The organism is Plantactinospora sp. CA-294935 (assembly GCF_050936445.1).
Taxonomy (GTDB): domain Bacteria; phylum Actinomycetota; class Actinomycetes; order Mycobacteriales; family Micromonosporaceae; genus Plantactinospora.
In genome coordinates, this window is record NZ_JBNJMU010000001.1 from 2,866,949 (window position 1) to 2,890,041 (window position 23,093).

Below are 23,093 nucleotides of genomic sequence, written 5' to 3' on the forward strand. Positions count from 1 at the left end.
CCGTCACGCTGAGAAGGTCAGTCTGGCAGCCTGATCGTCAGAAACCTGTGTCCGCCGAAGTGGGTCGGCACCAGCTACCTTGCGCCGTTGGCCTGATCACGGTGTTGTTCGGCCGAAGCGGCGGCCAGAAAGTCCAAGAGTTCACGGTAGAGGATCGAGTGGGTGCCGGCGCTGGCGAGCATGGCGACGTGCCCGCCCGGGCATTCCACCACTCGGGGCGGGCGGCGCAGGCGATCGCTGAGCGCGTAGCTGGCTGGCGCCGGCACGATGTGGTCACGCGCGGCGACCGCGAGCATGACGGGCACGTTGAGGCTTTCGAGGCGTGCTGGCCGGCCGTACACGGTCCAGCGGCCGTCGCGGAGAGCGTTGCTGCGGGCGTAGTCGACGAGGTCGAACAGTAACGCGCCGGGGATGGGTGTCTGCTCCCAGACCCAGCGGGCCAGCGGCCCGGCTGTGGCTCGCCAGGTCGGATCCCGTCGGCTCCGCCAGGTCACGAGCGCCGTGCGTAGCGCGATGGGGCGGAGCCAGTGGAAGCTCTCCCGGATGAGCGGGGCGGGCACCAGGCCGTGCCCGTCGAGAGCGAGAACGGGTGGCAGGCGCGGTGAGCGGAGCAACCTGCCCAGGCGGCCCGCGACTGCCGTGTCGATGGATGGGGCAATCGCAGTGAGGGATGCCAACCCGGCGTCGCCGAGTGCCGCGTGCGTGGCCAGAGTCAGCGTGCCGCCCAGGCAGTAGCCGACCAGATGCAGCTCCGGCTGACCGCTGTGCTCACGGACTGCCTGCTCGGCCAGCATCAAGGTGGCGACGTAAGTGTCGAACCCGCAACCTGCCTCGGCAGGTCCCGGGACACCCCAGTCGAGCAGGTACACGTCATGACCCGCGTTGAGAAGCGCGGCGACCAGGCTGCGGCCCGGCGCCAGGTCAAGCACCCAGGAGCGGGTAACCAGCGAAGGCACCACGAGGACGGGTGGGCCAGGTGCATGGCGTTCGCTCGGGTAGCGCCGGAGCACTGCCGGACCGGACCGCCATAACACCGAGGAGGGAGTCGCCGGCACACTCGCCCGGGGTAGCCCAGCCGCAATTTCGACGACGTGGGGCCAGGCGGCCACCGTTGCCAGCAGGCGCGCACAACCCGCTCGAAACCACCGACCTGCGCGCACGATCCGGTTGGCTCGCAGCAGACTCCGGTCTGTGGAGGTGATATGCCGCCAATAGATCCGTGACCAGGCGGCCAGCGTCGTCGCGACGACCATCGCCGCGACGATAATGCCGAACCAGCCAGTCATCGCTTGACCTGGGTAGTGGTGGTGCCGTCGAGCATCGCCACCACGCCATGGCCACCCACGCCAGTTGCGGCGGCCATGCCTGCGGCGCGAAGCCGCTCGGCGACCAGTGCCGATGTACGCCGCTCATCCCCGGCAGGCTCAGGATGCATATGGATGTCGCGGCGCGAACCGATCAGCTCAGCGTCTATCTCGGCCGCAGGCACAGCGAACAAGTTCATGCGACTACCGCCCCCACTCACGAGATCATCGCTAACGCTAATCGCTGTACCGATCTTCCTCAACAGGACGCTTGCGCCACGCGACTCCTTCGAAGCCGCCCCCGCCCCACACACGCCAGATGCCCGGTAGCGAATCCTCAACAGGACACCCTCCGACATCCACTTATCAAGCAGAAGCGGAAGCCGAACCGCCCGTCGTTGGATCGACGCTCGTTACGCAAAGTCACCAACCGGAACCGTCAGCTGGTCCCATGGGCGTCAAGGTAGCCAATCAGTGGGAGGCCGGCCGACCCCGATGCAGCTTTGTACGTCAAGCCGTACCTGTCTCTGCGCCGCAGCCAGTGCGCCGACACCTCTTCGCTCTGCCGCCTATCAGGGCAGCGCAGCAGCAGTGGGAGCGGCTCCACCACGCTCCGCAGTCCAACGACAGGTTACGCGGCGCAACTCATCGTTACGCTGGAATGGCTCACCGGCCGGTGACGTCCTCGGCATGGTGCATCCTGGAGAACTGGACACTATTCCAGCCCTGAATCTTCGAGCGCCACACCGACCGACCGCTGCGCAGCCGTTTTCGCTTCAGCCGCCACGCCTGCGTCTCCAGCAACGCCCTGCGGCCCGTCACGAGGCCCAACAGCAGCAGCAGCTGCGCGCCGACCGGAATCCAAATGAACCAGAGCGCTGGCGCGCCGAGGTCCTCGTACGCCGTCTCCTCCGACGTGGACGCATCGAGCCACCAGATCATCGGCCACACCACGCACACGGTGCCGAGCATCAAGATGAGCCCGGCGACGAGGAACCGGAGCACCCCCCGATCTCGGCGTAGCATCGTGTACGCGATGCCGTGCCAGAGACCCTGACCGAGCACCGCCAGCATCAGAATGACGACGACCGTCGCGACGTATATGCCCACCTCCGTGAGCCGCAACGTCCCAGCGGACAACTTGAAATACGCCGCCAGCTCCAACGCGATGACGGCGCTGAATGGCATGATGTAGCGAAGCACGACGTAGCGTGTGGCGCACCAACCGCAGATGGCGGCACCTTCGGATGTGATGCCCTCATACCCGTAGGTGACCTGGTTGTAGCCTGGCTGAGCGGTGACGAGCGTGCCGTAATGAAACTGATACCAGGACCGGGTGCGTCGTCGGTGACATCTGTCGCAAATGTCCACTCGCCAAGTTTAATGCAACCGGCGCGTCACCGAAATGTGCCCGTTCAGGATCGTGGCGACCGCGAGGTCGAGGGGTGCTGGGCGATCTGGGGGTCCGAGACCGTCACCGTGGCGTTCAGAAGTCCACGGGCGGCCGGCTCACCCTGATCCAGCAGCAGCAAGGCCCACCCGGGGCGAGTCGGAAGGGAACGCCGTCGCGGCACTCGTCATTCCTCACATCAACCATGCCCGACCACATGACAACCTTGAGTAATCAACAGCTTGCGCGGAATAACTTGGTGTCATACCGGTCATCGCGTGGCTGTTCGAGAAAGGCGAACTCGGCCAGGTCGTGAAGTTCGGCAGCCCCAACCACCTAGCGGGCCAGGGAGGATGGCACCTCGAAGGCGGAGCGCTTCTGGTAGTCACGGGCACCATAGCGGTGGCCTCCGCATACTGAACCTTTTTCAACCTCCCCTTGCGGTGGGGAGGACCGCAAGGTTGGACGCGGTGCGTGCGCGCCGCGCGGTTCAGGTTGAAAAAGGTTCACTGGACCGGGGAGCCCGCAGGCTAGGCGGGTCTGCTGCTCGTACCGCTCGGAGTGTGGGCGTGGGCGGCGGGGCTCCGGTCGGACCGGCGCAAGGAGATGCTCGTCCGAGGCCGGGCGGTGTTGGGCGGCAGTTGTGTTGGCCGGCGAAGCAGCAGTCACCCCGGGCCTGGCGTTGTTTGTAGGTATGAAGGATAGGTACGTACGTGGACGCTGACCTCGAACGGGAGTTCAGCGATTTCATCGCGGCCCGCTCGCACGCACTGTTCCGGACCGCGCTCGCCCTGACCGGGCGCCGTCAGCAGGCCGAGGATCTACTCCAGACGGTACTGGCCAAGGGCGCTCGACACTGGGGGCGGATCCGGGCCGGAAACCCCGAGGCGTACCTGCGCACCGCGCTGTACCGCCAGCAGACGAGTTGGTGGCGCAGCCTCCGGTGGGGGCGCGAGGTGAGCGCTGAACTCTTGCCGGAGGCGGCGACGGCCGACGCCACCGCCACCGTCGACCTCAACCTGGCGCTCAGACAGGCGTTGACGCAGCTCGCGCCCAAACACCGGGCGGTGCTTGTGCTGCGCTACTTCGAAGACCGGCCGGACAGCGAGATCGCCGAGATTCTGGGCTGCACCCAATCCACGGTACGTAGCCAGGCCGTGCGTGCTCTCGCCCGGCTGCGTGAACTCTGTCCGAGGCTCGACATCCTCGCCACGAAGGAGACGGCTGACCGATGACCCCGCACCTCGCCGGAGCGCTCCGGACCGCATTCGAAGAACTGGCCGAGACCGCGCCCGCGCCGGTCGGGCTGGCCCAGACCGCGCTGGTCACCGCCCGCCGGCAACGGGTCGCCCGGCTGGCCGTCGGCGGGGGCTTCGCCGCCGCGATCTGCGTCGCGCTGATCGGGGTGGTCGCCGTCATCGCTCCGGTCACCGGTACGGACGGCGACCAGTTCGCCGATAGCGGGTTGAGGCCACTCGTGGTGACCGCCTACAGCGGAATCCGCGATCCGAAAGTCGATGATCCGAGCCCGAACTTCCAGTACTCGCTCCTACTGAACGTGAAGACCGGCCGGTACGACCGGGTGCCGTACCGGTATGCCATGCCGTCCCCAGACGGCGGCCAGGTGTTGGTCGCGACGGGTGACAACAGTCTGCGCTATCCCACCCGGGTAGGCGTACTGGACCGGGCTACCGGAAACGTACGGTGGATCACCGATTCCAGCGGCACCAGCGACGCCCGCTTCCCGGGCTATTCGAGCGACGGGCGCTGGTCCCCGGACGGGCAGCGCATCCTCCTCACCTACATGCCGCGCACGGGTACGCCGGGCTTCCTGCTGGTGGATTCGGAGACGCTCACGACAACGTTCGTCCCGTTGCCCGACCTGGCCGCGCAGAATGAGCAGGTCACCGGCCTGCTCTGGACCCCGGACAGTAACGGGCTCGCGCTGACCCTCTCCATGTCTGTCGATGATCCCACGGTGGCCGGGATCCGCTTCTATGACCTGGCCGGCAGGGTCGTGCGTACCGTTCCCGCCGGCGGCGGCCCGCTGGACGAGGGCAGCTTCTTCCCCGACGGCAGGCAACTGGCGCTCGCGTCGGACCCCGACGGGGTCCGGCAGACCTCCGTCACGGTGATCGACCCGGTCACCGGGTCGATCAAGCACAGCTTCACGGTGCCCCTTTCCGGCGACCTGATCGGCTGGAGGGACCACCAACACCTGCTGATCCGCGTCTTCCACGACCAGGGCGGGATACCGGCATCTGACCAGCCCGCCCCAGTCCTCGGACCAGGCGACGACGAGTACGACCGACTGCTCGTGGTCGACCTGACCGGCCGGGTGACCCACTCGATGCACCTACCGGCCGAGCGCGCCGAGCACCTCTTCACCGGCTCCTCCGCCGGCCTGGCGGGCAGCGCCGCGAAGATCACCTTCTAGCCATGATCGACCTCGCCATTGTCGACGAAGTAGGCCAGACCAGCTGACACCGGTACGGGCCGGGTCGTCGCGGCTCGGCCCGTACCCATCTGCAACGCCTCCCCTTGGAGAGTCCGCCCCCTATGCGCCCTCGCCTGATCATGGTGCTCGCTGTCGCGGCGATCATTTCCGGCGGTGTCCTGCTGGTCCCCGCCACGTACGCCAAACTCGCCACCATCCCCGGACCGACCGACTCCGCATCTGCCACCCCCGCCACCCAGCGACCCGCGCTGACTCCACCGCCGCCGACCCTGGCCGCCGCGCCGGTATCGGTGCCGGTGGACGGCTCCGTCGCGTGGGCATTGCTGGACCGCGAGAGCGGGCGGATCGCCGGTTCGGCCAACAGTGCCACGTCGACCAACTCCACCGAATCGATGATCAAGGTTTGGATCGTCGCGGATTTCCTGCGCCGAACGGCGGAGGCGAACAAAAAGCCCTCGGACGAACGCCTGGAACAGGCCAGCCAAGCGATCCGCTACAGCTCCAACGACCCGGCCGAAGCGCTCTACAACGCTGGCGGCCGCACAGCGGTGATCAGACGGATGATCGTCCAGTGCCGGTTGACCGGAACGAGGCTGGGCACCGTACCTGGCTACGCGGGCTGGTGGAGCTTCACCGAGATGACCGCCCAAGACGCGGTACGAATGGGCGAGTGTGTCAAGAACGGCAGGGCCGCAGGTCCCAAGTGGACCGGGTGGCTGCTCAACGAGATGCGCAACGTCTGGGGCACCACCGCCAAAGAAGATCAGCGGGAGACGAGAGAGGGCGGCCGGTGGGGCATCATCGACGGCTTACCGAAGGAGATTCTCGACAGGGAACCGGTCAGCATCAAGAACGGCTGGACCTCGCTCGTCTATGACGTCAACTGGCACGTCAACTGTCTGGCCATCACCAGCAACTGGGTACTCGCGGTGCAGGTGCGCTACCCGGACAAGCGAGGTCTCGACTACGGCGCGGGCGTCTGCGCGAGCGTCGCCGCCCAACTGGTGACCCCGCAGCCGGGTGCCGCGCTGAAGGTGCCCCGGCCGCTGACCGGAGGCTGACTCGACCGGCTGAGGCCGACGAGGTCTCGAACCACGCATCGACGTGGGGTGGGGACGGACAGCCCATCGAGTACAAGCGGGTCGAGGCCAGCTTCGTCCCACCACCGCGACCGGCCGACGGCGCGACGTCATCTGAAACCGCACCACCTTCGTACAGGAACGCATCCGCGAGGCCCAACGGCCGGAGAGCGTCCTCGAAGACGCCGGGAAAAGACTCCCGACCGTGGCGTCACACCCTCGGCGTCTCTGCGGGGACAATCGACGCGTTGATCGTCGGCGAGGGCCAGCACGAGCCCGCCCGTACGGATCGCGGCGTGACGAGCGGGTCGGGCGGTTTCCGTCCGGAATCGCCCTGGGTCTCGCGGTGTTGGGCACCCTCAACCTGACCGGAAGGACGCCGGTCGGATCCTGACCTGGATCCTTCAGCCGATTCTGCTCGTCGGGGCGGCCTCACCACCGCCGCCGGGGTGAGGCCGTGCCGGTCGAACGGCTTGGCATCTGGTGGCCTTGTGCGCTGGTTGACGGCGAGCCGACCCGGACGCTCAAGTCCTGCCCCGCATGTCGGGGGGGGGGGGGGGGGGGGGGGGGGGGATCGGTCGGCGCGGGTTGGGCTTCGCGGGCAGCATTACGCGGCGCCGGTCGTAGTCCCCTCTGCGCGACGCGGCGTCAGCTGTCTACCGGTCCCCGGAGTAGGAAACCCGCTTTGACAGCTGGGTGGGCCGGTAGTGGTGACGTGGTTGAGGAGGTCCTGGAACGGCTGACCGTGGCCGGCCTCGTCAACGCCCGGTGGGAACGGAAGTACCCAGACGGGAACAAGCCTCGGCTACGTTCTACCGCCTGACCGCCGCCCGCGAGCCCCGGCGTTGCACGCCGAACGCCGTCCCGCGACGGCGAGCCGGCGTCCGCGACCTTGAGTCCGGACGGAATCTCGTCCGGGCACACCGGCCATCCTGTGAGCTGGATCATTATTGAGGTTGACCTTGGGTCAGGGTGGAAGCTCGTCGCAGCGGCACGACGCCGACCGGACACAGCAGTTTTGAAGAGGCAGATCACCATGTCCATTGCCCTTTCCGACCAGGCCAAGAGCACCCTGCGGACCGCAGCGTACGGCGCCGTGTCGCTGATGGCCGCCGCCACCGGCTCGCCGCAGAAGGCTGCCGCGAATGCCTCCACCGCCCTGACGTCGGCGACCGGTCCGGTCGGGTACGTGCTCGCCGCGAACGCCGAGGACATCGAACTGAAGGGCAAGAGCGTCGCCGAACTCGCCGACCGGGTCCTGCCGGCCCTGACCGCAGCCATGAAGCTGCTCGCCCAGCAAGCCCCGGCAGAAGCCGACAACTTCCGCAGCACCATCCTCCTCGCCACCGAAGCCGCCCAGAGGCATCTGGACAGGCCCAGCACCACCACGGCCGAGATGGCCCGCAAGATCAGAGCCGCCCTCGACGTCGCCGGCGCAGCCACCGCGGACAGCGGGGCTGCGCCTGCGGCTGCTGCCGGGCTGAATCGCCCGGAACTACGGAAGGCGATCGAGGAGATCGTCGATTCCGGTTTCGTAGGGGTGTCGCTGCGGGTGCACGACGAGCGGGGCGAGTGGGTCGGCAGCGCCGGGACGGCCGAACTGGGCGGGACCGCCAAGCCGCCGACGAACGGGTATGTCCGGATCGGCAGCAACGCTAAGACCTTCACCGCGACCCTGGTGCTGCGACTGGTGGCCGAGGGCAAGGTCGGGCTGGACACTCCGGTGAATGGCTACCTGCCCGGCTTCGGGCTGGACGAGCGGATCACGGTGCGGATGTTGTTGCAGCACACCAGCGGGTTGTTCAACTTCAGCGGCGAGGTCTACGACGACGGGACGATCGCGTTGGGGATCCCGATCCCCTACAGCACCACCGGCAAAGAGTGGCTGGACAACCGGTTCAAGGCCTACCGGCCGCGGGAGCTGGTGGAGCTGGCGTTGTCCAGGCCGGCGCGGTTCGAGCCGGGGACGGGCTGGAGCTACTCCAACACCAACTACGCGCTGGCCCGGCTGCTGATCGAGAAGGTCTCCGGCCGCTCGTTCACCCAGGAAATGCAGCGGCTGATCCTGGGGCCGCTCGGGCTGTCGGACACCGTGGTGCCGGACGGCGCGGAGATCCCCGAGCCGCACGCCCATGCCTACTACCGGTACGAGGACGCCGGTGAGCAGAAGACAATCGACATCACCCGCCAGGACCCCTCCTGGGTCTCCAGCGGCGGGGACATGATCTCGACCACCCAGGACCTGGCCAGGTTCATCTCCGCTCTGCTGGGCGGCAAGCTCCTGCCAGCCCCGCTGCTGGCCGAGATGTGCACCCCGCACCCGACGGGCATCCCGAACATGGACTACGGCCTCGGAGTGTTCGTGCTGACCACGGACGACGGCGGCACCGTCATCACCCACAACGGCGCCTCCGTGGGCCACGCGGCGCTGATGTACAGCACACCCGACGGCAGCAAGACCCTGACCGCCGCGCTGAACTGCGTGGACGACGCCAACCTGTCCATCGCGGCGGCATTCCAGAACGCCCAACAAAGGCTCCTCAACGAGGTGTTCGGCGGCGGGCCGGCTGATCCGGCTCAGCCGACGGACTGAACACCTGGGACCCGCACGCCTCGAATGGCGATCCCTTCCCGTCGTGCATCAGGTCGAACCCGAACCGGGGCCACGCCGAACTCGTCGAGTTCGGTGTGGTCCGGCTCATGCTCGGCCGTGACGTGCGTCGTCGCCGAGCTCAAGTACAAGGCAGGCTGGGCATATGAAGAACGGAGTCACGATCGGGCAGGCGGCGGCCTTCGTCGGCGTCACGGTCAAAACCGTGCGGCACTACCACAAGCTCGGTCTGGTCGAGGAGCCGGAACGCGACAGCTCCGGCTACCGACGGTACGGATCGGCCGACCTGTCGCGGCTGGTGCAGATCCGGACACTGGCCGCCGCCGGCGTGCCGCTGGCCGAGATCGGACCCCTGCTCGACACCGATGCCGAGCGGTTCGTCGCCGCGCTCGCCGACGTCGAGCGGCAGCTCACCGAACGGATCGAGGAGTTGATCGCGCGGCGTGACACGCTGCATCGGCTCGCCGATGGTGACCGGGCTCTGCTGCCCGACCGCGCTGTGGCGCTGCTGGAACGGATGTCCGGGCTTGGCTTCACCGCGGATGAGGTGGCGGCCACCAGGGAGGGCTGGGTGCTGGCCAAGGCCCTGGTCCCAGAAGGCTTCGACGACTACCTCACCCATTTCGAGCACGCCCTCGAAGACACCCAACTCGTTGCCCTGAACAAACGCGCAGCCGAAGCGGCAGCCTGGGACCCGGACGACCCCCGCATCGCCGAGCTCGCCACCGCCGCCGCCGACCACTACCTCGCCAACCCGGCACTGCTGAAGACCGTGACCGGCCTGCAAGCCCGCACCGAGGCGGCGACCCGGTACACCCTGATCGCCCACCACGGTGAAGAGCAGACCCCGGCCGCGGCACGGCTGACCGCGCTTTTCGAGACCAAGCTCCGCGCCGCCGGCATCTATATCCCCAGACCAGAATCCCACTGAGCCGCTGTGCCCTCCGGCCCTTCTGCCTGGCGAGTCACGGTGCCTCTGGCGATTTGCCCGCGCCCTACACACCCGCGCCCCGACGATTGCTCCGCTGGCCCGCCCGCGACCTGCACGACACTCCGGACGACGTGGTCACAGCCGTCCGCGACGAACTCGACCGGCGCGTCCTGCTCCTCTTGGCCGACCGCGATCGGATCGGTGCGCCCGGCCGGCCACAGGACCGTCTGGGCGCACCGCCGCCGCAACCCCGGTATCGCCCGGTGCGTGCCGGGTCAGCCGGCGTTACAGGTTCTCCCGACATAGACCGCGTACCGGATGTCGTAGGTCCGTCCCAGGTAGGTCAGGCCCGGCTTCACGCACAGCTCATAGTCGGGGGCGAAAATGGTGTCGACGTTGATGACCACATCGGTCCGAGGCGGCGAGTCGCAGTGGTTGTAGTAGGCGTGGAAGCCGTCGGCCGTCGTAACGTAACCGCAGGGAGTCGCTGCAGCACCAGCCTCAGTCGATCCTTGACCAGCCGGTGCCGCCGAGGCCGCGGACGGCGCGACGCCGAGACCGAGCGCGAGCGCAAGGACTGCGCCCGCACCGATGGAGGCGAGCCTGAGCACCTTCGCACGCTCCCGTACTCGCGCTGGGACAGTTGGGCCGTTGGTCATGATTCCTCCTTGGACGACCGGTGGTCGTACCACGACGCGGATGCCACCTGCGGCGAACGATCCTCAGCAGCCTTCTGCGTCTGGTGTTCGAGTACGAAAAAAGCTAACGCTGCCCGGATTCAGATTGGCTTCACCGAGTTCGTGAGCCTCAGCGCGATCCGGCTGACTCCGCGGGCGCAAGCGGGCAGGCGGCGGACGCGCATCCCTGTCACCGCGTGGAGGCGGCCGCAGATGTCAACCTGCCGTCACCGTACTCCCGTAGCAGTCACTGGAGAGCTCGACTCGCGTAGGCGGGCGCGACAGCCATGCGAAAGGCGAGCCACGAGAACGCCCGGCGAACACATGCGGGGTAGATGGCGGTTGGTGCCGGCATGGGCCGGCCTTGGTCGACACCAGCAGTGAGAGTGTTGAATACACTGATGATCTGCCTGCGGCCAGTAGCCCGGTCCGGCCGGCTTGCCCGCATCCTGCTGTCCGCGATCGCGCTCACGGCCCTCACGTCGTGCTCCTCGAACGAGCCGGCCGTTGACGGCTCGTCCACGTCGACGCCGGTTCCGCCCAGCGCCTCCACCACTGCCTCGAAGAGCGAAACCAGTTCCCCAACCAGCAGCTCGGCGACTGAGCCCGTCCCGTTCCATCAAAGCGGGGGGAACTCAAGGGAACTGTAACGGTGCAGGAAACCTGGTTTCGCAGCGACGACGCGACCTGTTGTCCGTCCGGCACCGCTACAACAGTCTGGCGGCTTTCCTCGGGACGCCTATCCGCGGACGCGCCAAGGATCACCGGTTGAAGGCCGGGCAGTCCCCTAGCTGTGGTCACGACGGGGGGCAGTAGGCCCAACCGGGCCATCGTTAACAAGGGACGCGACACCGCAAGACACGCCATCAACCCAACTTGCCGTGCTCGAAGCGAGCCGAACGAGCAGCTACCTGCGCCGGAGCCAGGACCGCCACCCCGACGGCTGCTGCTCGTCCGAACCGAGCGAGCCCTGCACCGCATCCTGCATGTAGGCCAGCGTCTTCCCGATGGTTATCAGCGCCTCAGCCTTCGCCATCTCCACCCACACGCGGGCCATAGCAGCGTCGGCTTGGGTCAGCTCTGCGTACAACCCCACCTCGGCTGGGTTTGAGCGGTTGAGCGCCCCACGGCGGTCGCTGGCCGCAGCCGCCAATCCCCACGCGTCGGCGATCTTCCGCTCGGCCCTGTCCACCCAGTCATCGTTGATGATCACAGCGCCCCCTCCGGGTCGAAGACCGGCAGCGGCCCGAGCCGGTCCGGATGCACAAGGCAGTAGCGGACCTTGTCGACCGTAGTGTCAGGAACCAGGTAGCCGGCCGTCTTCAAAGACTCGACCATCTCCACCAACGGCGGGTCGTCCGGGTGCGGTCGTCGCTGGTCGACGGGCCGAATGACCCGGCCGAGCGGGAAGCTGGCCAGGAAGACCAAGAGCCCTTGCTCAGCGAACGTGATCTCCTCGTCTTCGATCCAGGCGTTCGGGACGTACGTGTTTCCGTCCTCTTGGTGCAGGTCCACGTCGCAGACGATGTCGGGCATTTCGGAGTCGGTCATGGGACAGGTCTCCAATCCGGGTGGGGGAGGGGAGGTTAGCCGGACTCGGTGTGCCCGACAGGCGGATCCTCGAACCACGCATGAGCAAAACCCAGCGCTTCATCGCGAGAGGAACCCAAGAACCACGGGGGACGCGCGTCCTCAACCCACACCTGACCGTCGTTGGCCTCGTGGAAAGCCACGACGGGGCGGATCTTGTTGGTGGCGTTCTCCTCGCCGAGGTTGACCGGTACGTACCAGTCGATCACCCGGCCGCTGATGATCGAGTCTCGGTCCGACTCGTTGACGATCTGAGCGAGCCACAGCTCGTAGCCCTGAGGGGTCATCTGGCTCCGGGTCATGGGATGGAGTCGTCGGAAGCGGTGAGCAGCGGGGCTGCTGCGACCGTCGTTGACCTGCCACAACGTCAACCCGATGGCTGGTGTCTCCAGTTGGTGCTAGTCGATCACACTGCCACGGTGACGATCCGACATCGGTTGGTCACGATGGGAAGCTACCAGTTGCAGGCGAGCCGAGTGAGGGGTAGATGGGCTTCTTCGACGGCAAGAAACCAGCAGCGATCCTGAAGCACGCCATCATGGACCAGTACGTTGACCCCTTCGTGGGGAAGACTGGGAAGTACTCGCCTGACCGACGAGTAGGCATCATCGACGGGTACGCAGGGGAGGGCCGGTACGAGTCGGGAGACGAGGCGTCACCCGCACTACTGATCCGCAAAGCCCGAACACTCCTCAACATCGATCGTCGCCTGGAGAGCTACTTCGTGGCGAGCGAGCCGAACTCGCTGGCCAGGTTGCAGCAGGTCGTCAACGCGGAAGCCGCCGGTCTGCCGGTACATGTGTTCTCCGGCAGCATTGAGGAGCACTTGGACCACCCGTTGACTCGCCCTTCTCAACCAGGTATGCCACCAGACGCTCCCGGGCCTCGACCCTCGATCGTGGATCGGGCTGCGAACACCGTGTCGGCGCTGGCGGAGCTCACGAGCGTGACAGTCGGGGGCGGGGTCAGCCTCCACCTGGTCTCCGGCGTGGCGCTGCCGAGGTAGCTAGCGTGCTCAACCGCAGGAGCAGGACGCCGCGTGGCGCGGCTGTCAACAACCCGATGGACCGGGGTGGCCGCGCCGCCGCCCCGTTTCCAGCGGCCCTGGAGGTTGTGTGCGGTGTGTTAACGTGCCGAACTGTGCGTAGCTGGTAGCGACCCTCTTCCTGCTGGATTGGAGTCCTGGATGGATCTACGGGTCTGCCTGACGGGGTCGGATGACGATGAGTTCGCCGGCCTCGACGCCCTGCGGGACCTTCAACTGGAATTGGCCGACGATCCCGCCTTCCGTGGTCGGGTCATCCTGGTAGAGCGGCCGGCGGATCCCGGCACCCTCGGACCGGTCCTGGAAGGGCTCCGGATTCTGCTCGAACCGCAGACCCTTACACCGCTGCTAGCTGCCCTGGTCACCTATCTGCGGATCCGTTCGCGGGACCGCACCAGCGACCTAGAGCTGACCGTACGGAGGACGGACGACTCCACCGAGATCAAGCTGTCCGGCCAGCGGATCCGGCAGCTGGACGCCGTGGCGCTGGCGGCCGAGCTGGAGCGCCACGCGGAGCGTCTGGACGGTGGAGCCCAGCGCTTGGAAGGCGGAGCCGAGCGTCCGGACGGTACCGACGCCCCGGCGACGTGACGTCACTTGGGTCGCCGGCCACCAGGGTGGTGGTCGTCGGCACGGCACACCACCGCGATCCGGGCAGGCTGCCTGATGTCGAGGCGGTCGCCACGTCCATCGCGGACCTGGAGCGCTGCCTGCTCGATCCGGAGATCTGCGGGGTACGGCCGGAGAGTCTCCGCGTACTGCTGGATCCGCCGGATCCCGGCGCGCTGGACGACGTCATCCGGCAGGCGGCCGTCGAGGCGGAGGATGTGTTCCTGCTGTACTACCTGGGGCACGGGCTCGTATCCGAGAACGCGCTGTACCTTGCCACCCAGGCGACGGCTGACATCTCCCGGACCCGGGCGTCGACGGAGGCGCTGGAGTTCGCCGCCGTCACCGGAGCGCTGCGGCACTGCCGCGCCGCGACGATCGTCGTGGTGCTCGACTGCTGCGACGCGGGCCGGGCCCACCTCGGCGGCCTTCGTGGGGACTGGCTGCTCCTCGCCTCCACCCGCCGGTCCGTACAGGCTCTCGCCCCCGAGGGGGCCCGGCACACCCTGTTCACCGGTGAGCTGCTGAGCATCCTGACCGAGGGTGATCCGCAGGGGCCGCCACAGCTCACGCTGGCCCGGGTGACCGATCTCCTCCGCGGCCGACTCCAGCCGGCTGGCCAGGCGCCGGTGGCCCGGTACGAGGGCGGCGCGGGCCGGCTCGTACTGGCACCGAACCGCGCGTACCGGCCACCGCGCCTCGACAACCCGCCGCCGGAGGATCTCGACGGCGCCGAGGAGGTCTGCCCGTACCTGGGGTTGAACGGATACGACACGGCGGACGAGCGGCTCTTCTTCGGCCGCCGCGAGATTACGGAGACGCTGCTGCGAGCCGCCTCCACGCGTGTTTTCGGTGCGGATCCGCTGATCGTGGTCGGCGCCTCCGGGGTGGGCAAGTCCTCCCTGCTCCGGGCCGGACTCCTGCCCGAGATCAAGAAGGGGGCACTGGGAGTCCCAGGCTCGGCGGGCTGGGTCCACGTCGTCATGACGCTGGGCGCCGGCCCGGGACGCGCCGACCCGATGGACCTGCTGGCCGAGCAGCTCGCCACGCTGACCGGGCGGGACGATCCGGACGACGACCTGCGGGTACGGCACGCGCTGGCGACCGATCCGCGGCGCGAGGTCGGCCGGCTCCTCGACGGACGGAAGCTCGTGCTCGTCCTCGACCAGTTCGAGGATCTGTTCATCCAGCATCCGAACCGGGCGGCGGAGTTCGTCGCCACGGTGACCGGGTTGATCGGCCCGGACGAGTCCGCGCCGGTCGCCCTCGTCGCGCTCGGCGTCCGCGCCGACCATCTCGGCCACTGTCTGGAACTTCCCGAGATCGCCGGCGCGGCGCGCAACGCGCTGACCGTACCGCCGATGGCGCCGGACGAGCTTCGCGAGGTGATCACCGGTCCGGCGCGGGTGGCCGGGCTCGCCGTCGACGACGAACTGACCCGGGTCGTCCTGCGCGACCTCGACCTCCACCCACGGTCCGAGCGCCGGGCCGCGGTGCTTCCGCACCTCTCGTACGCGCTCCTCGCGACCTGGCAGAAGCGCACCGGCCGGCGGTTGACCGCGAACGACTACCTGGCGGCCGGCGGCATCGACAGCGCGATCGCCCTCCGGGCCGACGCCATCTACCGCGAGTTGGACGAGCCGGGGCAGCGGGCGGCGCGAAACATCTTCCTACAGATGGTCCTCACCTCCGAGGACGGCGAGGACACCACCCGGATCGCCGCCGTGCAGGAGTTGGTCCTGGACGGAGTGGGCGCGACCGTGCTGGACGCGTTCGTCCGGGCCCGGCTGGTGACGGTGCACGGTGAGTCCGTCTACGTCCACGAGGCCCTGTTGAAGGCGTGGCCGAGGCTCCGGGAGTGGATCGACGACGACCGGGAAACGCTCCGGGCCCGGGCGCGCTTGCGGCAGGCGGTCCGCGAGTGGGAGCGCGACGGAGCGGACCGCTCGCTCCTCTTCGGAGGCGCCCGGCTGGAGGCCGCTCTTCCGTGGCTTACCGACGACAACGTCCGGCTGACTGATCCGGAACGGGCGTTCCTCACCGCGAGCAAGAACTGGCGGCGAGCCGAGGTGCGCCGGCTCTACCAGGTGATCGCGTTCCTGACCGTCCTGCTCATCCTGGCCGTCGTCGCGAGCGGTTACGCGTTCGACCAGCGCGGCAGGGCGGACGCCAACGCCAGGGAGGCGACGGTACGGCAGCTCCTCGCCGTGGCCGACACGATCAGGGACAGCGATCCGCAGGCCGCGCTGACCTTCGACCTCGCCGCACTGCGCCTGGCCCGGACCGCCGAGAACCGGTCCAATCTCGTCACCGCCCTCGCCGGCGCGCACTACGGCGGAACGGCGCGTACCCCCGGCGTCGACTCCAGCTACTCCGACGTCGTCGCGACCGCCTTCAGCCGGGACGGCGCGATGCTCGCGATGGCCCACGATGACGACACGGTGTCCGTCTGGCCCATCGCGGGCCGCCACGTCCTCGACCCGCACCTGGCGAAGTTCAGGACGAACGGCGCGAACCACCTCCGGTTCAGCGACGACGGTCGGTCGCTGGCTGTGGTGGGCGACCGCGCCGACCGGGACAACGTCACCGACGCTCTGGTGTGGTGGGACATCTCAGACCCGAAGCGCCCGTACCGGGCGCGTACCGTCGTCGGGGGCCGGCTCCTCGCGCTCGCTCCGGACGGCAGGACCGGGGTCCGCGCCGGCGCCGCCGCCGGCGGTCCGGTCCTGGTCAGGGTGGACGGGGCCCGCCTGGTCGACACCGCTCCGCTCGGCCGGGGCATCGGCAAGGTCGCGGGAATCAGCCAGGACGGCAGGCTGATGGTGACCGAGGGGACGTACGGCGGGCACACGATCTGGGACATCGCCGACCCGTCCCGGCCGGTACGCCTGGCCGACTTCCAGCAGAGCCTGCCCCAGCGTGAGATCACCATGGTGAGCAACAGCCCGTGGCAGAGCGCCTCGTTCAGCGCGGACAACACACTGGTCGCCATCGCGTCGAACCTCGGACCGGCCGTGCTGGTGGACATCTCGAATCCGCGCCGGCCGAGGCAGGTGAGCGACCTGGCCAACCCCGCCGTCGTCTCCACCGTGTCGACGGTGGCGTTCAGCCGCTGGGGTCGTACGGCCGCGGTCGGCAGCATCGGTCAGGTCGTGCGGCTCTGGGACGTCAGCGACCCGGCACATCCACGGGCCACCGCGACCCTCGGCGGTGCGGGTGGCGACGTCACCTCCCTGGCATTCTCTCCGGACGGTCGCTCGATCGCCTCCGGCGGCATGCACGGCGGGACGGACCTGTGGAATCTCGGACCGGCCGATCCCGCTCCGGTGAGCTACGAGGCCGGTGGCGTCGGCGTGACCGCCGGGTTGGGCGCCGACGGCCGTACCCTGGTCACTGGCGGACTAGCCGTGCACACCACCGTCCGAGACATCGCCGCCCCGGCCCGGACGGCTGTCTCGACCACCGTGCCCGCCAGCCGGGTGGGAGTCGTGGGGGTGGCGATCAGCCCCAACGGCCGCACCGTCGCCGAACGGAATCTCGACGGCACCACCACGCTGTGGGACACCGCCCGGCGGGGCCACCCGCGACTCCTCCGGACCCTTCTGACCCGCGGCGCCTCCGACCTGTTTCCCGAGACCCGGCGGCTGGTCCGGTTCAGCCCGGACGGTCGTACGCTCGCGGTCAACGACCCGGTCTCGGATCCGGAGAATCCCGTCTTCGAGATGTGGGACGTCACCGACCCGCGGCAGCCGCGCCCGCTGACGAGCATCGCCGGCACCACCAACGAGGAGTCGTTCACCGCTCCCGCGGCGGCGTTCTCCCCGGACAGTCGGCTCTTCGTGACCGAGCGCAAGGGCAAGGTTACGCTCTGGGATATCGCCGACCGGCTCCGTCCCCGGATGGCCGGTACGCTGCCCACGCCCGGTGGGGCTATGACGTTCGGCGGCGACGGACGCCTCCTCGCCGTCGTCACCGGCGAGGGCACCGAGGTCTGGGACGTCGGCGATCCGGCGCACCCCCGCATGGTGTCCAGCGCGCCGTACGGCGGCAAGACGGTCGCCTTCAGCCCGGATGGCCGGGTCCTGGCTACCGGCGCCGGACGGACCGTCGTGCTGATGTCGGTCGCGGAGCCCGGCCAGGCAGGCGGGGTCGTTCCGCTGCACGGGCATAGCAGGGAGGTCTTCGCCGTCACCTTCACGCCCGGTGGACACCTTGTCTCGGTGGACATCGAGGGCGGGCTGAGACTCTGGAACGCCGACGGGTTGCTGACCATCCTGGCCGAGCCGGAGTGGGCGGCGTGCGCGCTGGTCGATCCGGGCATCGGGCCCGAACGGTGGCAGAGATATGTGCCGAACCAACCGTTCGAGAACGTGTGCCCCGAGCGGTTCAGCCGGGTCTGCGAGCGGTTTGGGATGCACGAGACCTGTTGGGTCGAGCAGGTGCCTCCGACGGGCCGCCGGCGGCCGGGGTAGCCGTCGCCGTCGCCGCCTCGACCGCCATCGCTCTCAGCCAGCGCCGTGCCCGTCGCACCAGGACGATCGCACCGAATGCCAGCAGGCCGACGATCCCGATCATGGTGAGGCAGGCCAGCACGACGGGAGTGGCGATCCGCTCGCCGCGCGGCGCCAGGCCGGCCGCCTGGTAGGCGTTCGGCGTACCGATGAACTGCGGCCTCGCCTCGTCGGCCAGGACGGCGAAGACCCGGCCCGAGATCCCGTCGGCCGCCACCAACAACAGTTCTCGGCCGTTGTCGCTAGCAACCAGCACCCGGTCGGCGGGTACGACGACGTTCCGGGGCGCGCGTTCGGCGGCCGAGGCGGTGACGTACCGCTCGTGGAACGGCCATCCGTTGATGTTCAGGCGTTGCCGCTCGTCGCAGCAGCTCACCCGGTCGCCGGGCAAAGCGATCACCCGCATGACGTGTGACGGACGAGCCGCCTGCGACCCGCTCAACCGTCCGCCGAGCGCGGCCCGGATCGCCGAAGCGCGGATCAGCACGACGTCCCCGCGTCGCGGCGACGCCACCCGGTCGGCGAGGATACGATCGCCCGGCCGAAGGGTAGGGGCCATGTTCTCCTCTAACCCATCCAGTTCGGCGTAGCTGCCGGTGAGCGGGGTGCCGACCAGCCCGCCCAGGCACAGCGCCGCAGCGACGAGGACCAGCCAGAACGTCCACCCGCGCCGCGCGTACGTCCGGAGGCGCAGGAGGCGCGGCCAACCGGTCCGACGCCGACCCGACGCGTCCCCGACCTGCTCGCTCGCGCGATGCCGACGTCGCACGGACCGGACCGCACCGGTCACGGCCACACCCAGCAGGCCGGACAGGCCGGCCGCCGCGACGGCCGCCCATATCGTCGGCGCGGGGATCCGCCGGTCGGCGCGTGCCAGCTTCGGGTCCCGAAACGCGTCGGGGGTACCCGGAAATCGGGGTCTCCACCGCGGGTCGACGACCATGAACGCGCGACCCACGACTCCCTCCGCCCCGGTCGCACGGAGCAGGCCGCGGCCGTCGTCGAGCAGCACCACCATCCCCTCCTGTAGCGGGTAGGGGACGGAGAAGCCCAGGCAGCTCTGCGCGATGTACGCGGCGTCCGGATCCCGTTCGGCGCTCGGCGGCCCCCCGGCGGAGTCCCGGACGACCACGCCGTTGACCCGGACCCGCTGGTGCCCGTCGCAGGTCACCTGGTCGCCGGCCTCGGCGATGAGCCGCGAGATTATCAACCAGTCGCGCGAGTCGGCGGTGTACCGGACCACGACGAGGTCTCCGGGCCGCACCGGCGATGCCGCGTCCACGACGAGATGGTCACCCGAGCGCAGGGCCGGCTCCATGGCAGGTCCGGCGACATAACTGAACTGGGTGGTGGCGAAGACGCCGGCCAGACCACCGAGCAGACCGCCCAGGCACAGCGGCACGGCGCCCCAGACCAGCCAGAAGAATCCGCTCTTCCGCGACAACCTTGCCGTAATGACCCGAAACATTGCGGTCAGGCCGGTCCGTGACACGAACAGACTCTACGCCCGAAGCAGCCCGTTCTCGCAGAGCCGCCCGTCCGACCTTATCCGCCGCGGCCGGTCCGGCGTCTCGTCGCGGCCTTCTGGCATCCTGGCGACGCGAGGGGACCTCAACGTGTCCACCTCGCTCGTCGATGACGAAGGCGTCGACCTGGTCTTCCATCGGCGCGGATCCACGGCAACGCTCGCCGTACAGGTCAAGGCTCGAATGTCCGACAGCAAGCGCATCCAGTCCGAAGGCTTCGTTGCCTTCGTCCGGTCCCAGACTTTCGTTGCCCGAGACGACCTGGACATGCTCTTCGGATCCGAACGGCGTCGCCGTGGCCCGGCTCCACAGGGCGGGCCTGCGGAAGGTGGTCGCGGACCACGCCACGGTCGTGCTGCGGATGCTGAGCGACCGTCGAGACGAACTCGGCCTGCGCGAGCGCTTCACGGGCGTCCAATCTTCATTACCGCAGGCCCACGAGTCCTGAAGCGATCCTCTTTCGGAGGCAGGCTGTAGCGACAGAAGATCTCCATCGGGGTTTGTTTGCCCAGGTCAGCAATTGTCGCGGATGCTCTGCGTGTCATCCCGGGGGCACCGATACGAGGCCCTGACCAGCAAAAGCCAGCCAGAGACTCGACATCTATCTATGTAATTTTGAATCGCCCCCGAAACCCCCCACTAACGGTCTGGGCGATCGAATCTGAACCGGCCCGCCACCACGGGCTGTCGGCCCTGTGCCTATGGCGCCACCGCTGTCGCGGGGCGCGATGCCAGCATGCGATTCGGGAGGCGGGGACGTCACACGGGCCTCCTTTCCGGTGAACCATTTTCAACCTCCCCTTGCGGTCCGTCTGAGGGCGAGGTCGGACGCGGTGTGTGAGCGCCGCGCGGTTCAGGTTGAAAAAGGTTCAGTGCGGAGACCGCGTCATACGGATGTCGTCGCGGGGAGACGTGGTTGGGCGTACGCCGGACAGGTGAGTAGCCGTCGCCGCCGGCGTAGTAGGTGCCCTGGTCGGCGACCGCCAGCGGGAGGTCCGCCCGGACCCGCTCGACGAGGGCTCACCTACGTCCTAGCTTCGAGGAAGCACGGTGATGGCCACGATGGCGCTGTTGACGACCGTGGCCGTCACGGTGCGGGTCACGGCTGCCGCCGCGGCGTCGGCACCCCAGTCGCCGCGCTCGAGTTCCTTGGCCCGCGTGATCACCGCTGACGTCCATGGGATCTCGCGGTGGAACTGCGGGAGTGTCCCGCTCGCCGAGAGCAGCGCCGCGAGCGCGGCGACACGGGCTTGCGGCTCCGCACCGTCCACGAGAACCTGCCGAACGTCGGCGAGCAGACGAGCCCGTCGTTCGGTCCTGCCGTCGCGCAGGGCCGTCGTCCGGAACAGGCCGAGCACCTTGCGGGGCTCCTGGTCGATGTCGCCTCGCGCGATGAGCCGCTCCAACACCGGCTTGCGCAGGGTGGGACCGATCGCCGCCAGTGCCGTCTGCACCCCCCTCGGTTTCTCGGCGAGGTAGTCCCACACCGGGCGGAGGAGGTCGTCCGACGGTGGGTGACCTGCCACGCTGCTGACCCGCCCCTGGGCCGCCGTGGTCAGGTGATCGCCGAGTGCGAGGTCCGCGAGGACCGCTCCACCGAGTACGTAGAAGAGGGTGTTCTCACCCGCGATGGTCCCGGAACTGGGTTGGAACAGAAGCAGTAGGAGATCTTCCACGAGGGTCGGCATGTCCGACCGGGGTTCGGTGGTCATCGGCGGGGCTCCCAGCGGAAGAGTCGGGTGGCGAGGGCGACGGCGACGACGACCCAGCCGAGCGTGGGCGCGAGCAGGAGCAGGGAGTCGGTCACGGCGACGCCGCCGTTCCAGGCGTTCATGGTCAGTTCGGTGGCCGCGCCGCCGGGCAGCAGCCGCTTGAGCCAGGCGAGGTTCTCCATGCCGGAGATGCCCACCCAGCTGGCCATGGCGATCACACCGAGGGTAACGGGCAGGGTGGTGACCTGCGCGTGTTCGGGGGAGTTCGTCAGCCCGGCCGTGGCCAGGGCCAGGCCGATCATCATGGCCAGGGTCGCGAGGACCGCCACGACCAGCAGAGCGACGTTGGCCGGTTCGCCGGCGACCACGGCCAGGGCGGTCAGGATCGCGGTCACCTGCACCACGGCGAGGACGAGTACGGGCAGCAGTAGGCCGGCGAGGATGCCCGCGTCGCCTTCGGCGGTGGAGCGCAGCCGCTTGAGGAAGAGATTCTGTCGCCGGGAGGCCAGGGTGGTGACGGCCGTGGCGTAGAGCCCAAACGCGGCCACGGTGAACAGTACGATCGCGGCGATGTAGCCGAGGCTCCCGATGGCGGCGTAGGTCTCGTGCTGGCGGACGAAGTACGCACAGACCGCGACCGGGATGATGAGGCTGGTGATCAGCACCAGCCGGTTGCGGAAGATCTGGATCAGTTCGCTGGACGCGATGGAAAGCACGGTGACGCTCCTGTCGGGGAAGAACGAATCAACTGTTGATGGCGCGGAAGACGTCGTCGAGCCGGGTCGGCCCCGCCGTCAGGTCCCGCAGCTCCACGGCGTGGTCCTGCGCCCAGCCGAGCAGGAGGTGCAGGTCCTTCTGTAGCTCGAAGGTCTCGACCGTGACCTTCCCGTCCGCGTCGGCGGCGGCCCGCACCGGCAGCGTCGGCGCCGGTGCCGGGAGGGAGAAGCGGATGACCGCCGGCAGGGTGCGGGTCAGCTCGGCGACGGTGCCCTCCCGGTGGAAGGCGCCCTCGTGCATCAGCCCGATCCGGTCCGCGCGCTGTTGTGCCTCCTCCAGGTAGTGCGTGGTGAGTACGATGGTCGCGCCGTTCTCCCGCAGCCGGTCCACCGTCGTCCAGACGGCGTCGCGGGACTGGATGTCGAGGCCGGTGGTCGGCTCGTCCAGGAAGATCAGCTCCGGGGTGCCGTAGACGGCGGTGGCAAAGTCCAGCCGCCGCTTCTCCCCGCCGGACAGCTGCGACACCTTGCGGCCGGCTCGGCCGGTGAGGTCGACCAGGTCGAGCACCCGGTCGACGTCGTCGGTGCGCCGGGTGAGCCGGCCAACCAGACCGACGGACTCACGGACGGTGAGGTCCGGGGAGAACCCGCTCTCCTGGAGCATGACACCCATTCGGGGACGTACCGCTCGCCGGTCGGCGGGGCTGTGCCCGAAGACGCGTACCGTGCCCGAGGTCGGCCTCCGGTGTCCCTCGACAACTTCCAGGGTCGAGGTCTTCCCGGCTCCGTTGGTACCCAGCAGCGCGTAGAGCTCTCCGGGCCGTACCTCGAAGGAGAGGTCCTTCACGGCGTGGAAGTCGCCGTAGGTGAGGTTCAGCCGTTCGACTTCGATGACTGGTGTGGTGGACATGTACCCATGACAGCGCGGGCGCGG

19 protein-coding genes are annotated in these 23,093 nt (G+C 68.7%); 8 read left to right on the plus strand and 11 right to left on the minus strand.

The features are described from left to right. Positions 1-74 precede the first annotated feature (74 nt). The 3 genes from ACQEVC_RS12860 to ACQEVC_RS12870 all read right to left on the minus strand — a co-directional run bounded on the left by ACQEVC_RS12860 (position 75) and on the right by ACQEVC_RS12870 (position 2,675). Positions 75-1,286 (minus strand): alpha/beta fold hydrolase, encoded by a 1,212-nt coding sequence (locus ACQEVC_RS12860; protein WP_432876583.1) that lies wholly within the window; start codon positions 1,284-1,286, stop codon positions 75-77. Then, positions 1,283-1,504, minus strand: coding sequence for a hypothetical protein (locus ACQEVC_RS12865; protein ID WP_432876585.1), 222 nt, complete (start codon positions 1,502-1,504; stop codon positions 1,283-1,285). The genes ACQEVC_RS12860 and ACQEVC_RS12865 overlap by 4 nt, the downstream gene beginning before the upstream one ends. Before the next feature lie 466 nt (positions 1,505-1,970). Further along, positions 1,971-2,675: a hypothetical protein gene (locus tag ACQEVC_RS12870; RefSeq protein WP_432876587.1), complete on the minus strand. Its 705-nt coding sequence runs from the start codon at positions 2,673-2,675 to the stop codon at positions 1,971-1,973. Positions 2,676-3,407: 732 nt separating this feature from the next. Between ACQEVC_RS12870 and ACQEVC_RS12875 the strand changes: the two genes are divergently transcribed. From ACQEVC_RS12875 to ACQEVC_RS12895, 5 genes are all read left to right on the plus strand, one after another. Continuing rightward, complete coding sequence (locus ACQEVC_RS12875; RefSeq protein WP_432876589.1) at positions 3,408-3,929, plus strand: SigE family RNA polymerase sigma factor; 522 nt, start codon at positions 3,408-3,410, stop codon at positions 3,927-3,929. After that, positions 3,926-5,131, plus strand: coding sequence for a TolB family protein (locus tag ACQEVC_RS12880; RefSeq protein WP_432876591.1), 1,206 nt, complete (start codon positions 3,926-3,928; stop codon positions 5,129-5,131). The genes ACQEVC_RS12875 and ACQEVC_RS12880 overlap by 4 nt, the downstream gene beginning before the upstream one ends. A 122-nt stretch (positions 5,132-5,253) precedes the next feature. After that, entirely contained in the window at positions 5,254-6,213 is a 960-nt protein-coding gene (locus ACQEVC_RS12885) for a hypothetical protein (protein WP_432876593.1), read from the plus strand. 1,054 nt (positions 6,214-7,267) lie between these two features. Then, complete coding sequence (locus ACQEVC_RS12890) at positions 7,268-8,824, plus strand: serine hydrolase domain-containing protein (protein ID WP_432876595.1); 1,557 nt, start codon at positions 7,268-7,270, stop codon at positions 8,822-8,824. 163 nt (positions 8,825-8,987) lie between these two features. After that, positions 8,988-9,773 carry a MerR family transcriptional regulator gene (locus ACQEVC_RS12895; protein WP_432876597.1) on the plus strand — a complete coding sequence of 262 codons (786 nt, stop codon included), beginning with the start codon at positions 8,988-8,990 and terminating at the stop codon, positions 9,771-9,773. A 275-nt stretch (positions 9,774-10,048) separates the two neighbouring features. Here the strand turns inward: ACQEVC_RS12895 and ACQEVC_RS12900 are convergent, their stop codons facing one another. From ACQEVC_RS12900 to ACQEVC_RS12915, 4 genes are all read right to left on the minus strand, one after another. Then, complete coding sequence (locus ACQEVC_RS12900) at positions 10,049-10,432, minus strand: DUF6355 family natural product biosynthesis protein (RefSeq protein ID WP_432876599.1); 384 nt, start codon at positions 10,430-10,432, stop codon at positions 10,049-10,051. A 925-nt stretch (positions 10,433-11,357) separates the two neighbouring features. After that, entirely contained in the window at positions 11,358-11,663 is a 306-nt protein-coding gene (locus ACQEVC_RS12905; RefSeq protein ID WP_432876601.1) for a hypothetical protein, read from the minus strand. Further along, positions 11,660-12,001 carry a hypothetical protein gene (locus ACQEVC_RS12910; protein WP_432876603.1) on the minus strand — a complete coding sequence of 114 codons (342 nt, stop codon included), beginning with the start codon at positions 11,999-12,001 and terminating at the stop codon, positions 11,660-11,662. Before ACQEVC_RS12910 ends, ACQEVC_RS12905 begins: the two co-directional genes overlap by 4 nt. 35 nt (positions 12,002-12,036) lie before the next feature. Then, positions 12,037-12,327, minus strand: coding sequence for a hypothetical protein (locus tag ACQEVC_RS12915; RefSeq protein WP_432876605.1), 291 nt, complete (start codon positions 12,325-12,327; stop codon positions 12,037-12,039). Positions 12,328-12,527: 200 nt separating this feature from the next. Between ACQEVC_RS12915 and ACQEVC_RS12920 the strand changes: the two genes are divergently transcribed. The 3 genes from ACQEVC_RS12920 (at position 12,528) to ACQEVC_RS12930 (ending at position 18,166) form a co-directional block, all read left to right on the plus strand. After that, positions 12,528-13,046: a hypothetical protein gene (locus ACQEVC_RS12920; protein WP_432876607.1), complete on the plus strand. Its 519-nt coding sequence runs from the start codon at positions 12,528-12,530 to the stop codon at positions 13,044-13,046. 180 nt (positions 13,047-13,226) lie between these two features. After that, positions 13,227-13,676 (plus strand): effector-associated constant component EACC1, encoded by a 450-nt coding sequence (locus tag ACQEVC_RS12925; RefSeq protein WP_432876609.1) that lies wholly within the window; start codon positions 13,227-13,229, stop codon positions 13,674-13,676. Beyond that, on the plus strand, positions 13,673-18,166 hold the full coding sequence (locus ACQEVC_RS12930) for a caspase, EACC1-associated type (protein WP_432876611.1): 4,494 nt from the start codon (positions 13,673-13,675) through the stop codon (positions 18,164-18,166). Before ACQEVC_RS12925 ends, ACQEVC_RS12930 begins: the two co-directional genes overlap by 4 nt. On the opposite strand, the gene lepB is transcribed toward ACQEVC_RS12930, so the two are convergent. The 4 genes from lepB to ACQEVC_RS12950 all read right to left on the minus strand — a co-directional run bounded on the left by lepB (position 18,081) and on the right by ACQEVC_RS12950 (position 23,069). Further along, positions 18,081-19,649 (minus strand): signal peptidase I, encoded by a 1,569-nt coding sequence (lepB, locus tag ACQEVC_RS12935; RefSeq protein WP_432876613.1) that lies wholly within the window; start codon positions 19,647-19,649, stop codon positions 18,081-18,083. The genes ACQEVC_RS12930 and lepB overlap by 86 nt on opposite strands. 1,113 nt (positions 19,650-20,762) lie before the next feature. Beyond that, complete coding sequence (locus tag ACQEVC_RS12940; protein WP_432876615.1) at positions 20,763-21,443, minus strand: GOLPH3/VPS74 family protein; 681 nt, start codon at positions 21,441-21,443, stop codon at positions 20,763-20,765. Beyond that, on the minus strand, positions 21,440-22,159 hold the full coding sequence (locus ACQEVC_RS12945; RefSeq protein WP_432876617.1) for an ABC transporter permease: 720 nt from the start codon (positions 22,157-22,159) through the stop codon (positions 21,440-21,442). The genes ACQEVC_RS12940 and ACQEVC_RS12945 overlap by 4 nt, the downstream gene beginning before the upstream one ends. Positions 22,160-22,187: 28 nt before the next feature. Next, the gene (locus ACQEVC_RS12950; protein WP_432876619.1) at positions 22,188-23,069 is read right to left on the minus strand and encodes an ABC transporter ATP-binding protein; all 882 of its coding nucleotides are present in this window, start codon (positions 23,067-23,069) and stop codon (positions 22,188-22,190) included. Positions 23,070-23,093: the final 24 nt, after the last annotated feature.